Annotated in this window: 1 protein-coding gene; it reads right to left on the bottom strand. The window is 67.6% G+C overall.

What is annotated here, in order from left to right:
- The coding region (locus tag AC07NX_RS26205; RefSeq protein ID WP_494646058.1) for a carboxyl transferase domain-containing protein at nt 1-638 on the bottom strand (638 nt) is incomplete at both ends.

Below are 638 nucleotides of genomic sequence, written 5' to 3'. Positions count from 1 at the left end.
CCAGGGGTTCTGAAGCGCCTTGCCCTTGAGGGACTTGAGCGCGCGGACGATGCGCCGGCGGGTGCCGTGGGGCATGATGACGTCGTCGATATAGCCCCTGGAGGCGGCGACGAAGGGGTTGGCGAAGCGGTCCTTGTACTCGGCCTCGCGGGCGGCCAGGGCCTGGGGGTCCTTGGCCTCCTGGCGGAAGATGATCTCCACCGCCCCCTTGGCGCCCATGACCGCGATCTCGGCGGTGGGCCAGGCGTAGTTGACGTCGCCGCGCAGGTGCTTGGAGCTCATCACGTCATAGGCCCCGCCATAGGCCTTGCGGGTGATCAGGGTGATCTTGGGGACCGTGGCCTCGGCATAGGCGAACAGGAGCTTGGCCCCGTGCTTGATCAGGCCGCCGTACTCCTGCTTGGTGCCGGGCATGAAGCCGGGCACGTCCACCAGGGTGATGATCGGGATGTTGAAGGCGTCGCAGAACCGCACGAAGCGGGCGGCCTTGCGGCTGGAATCGATGTCCAGCACCCCGGCCAGCACCTGGGGCTGGTTGGCGACGATGCCGACGCTGGTCCCGTCCATGCGGGCGAAGCCGCAGACGATGTTCCGGGCCCACTCGCTGGAGATCTCGAAGAAGTCGGCCTCGTCGACGA

Source organism: Caulobacter sp. GW821-FHT09A05 (assembly GCF_059418465.1).
Note: the sequence above shows the minus strand (reverse complement) of the source record. Positions and strands in the feature narration are given on the sequence as shown.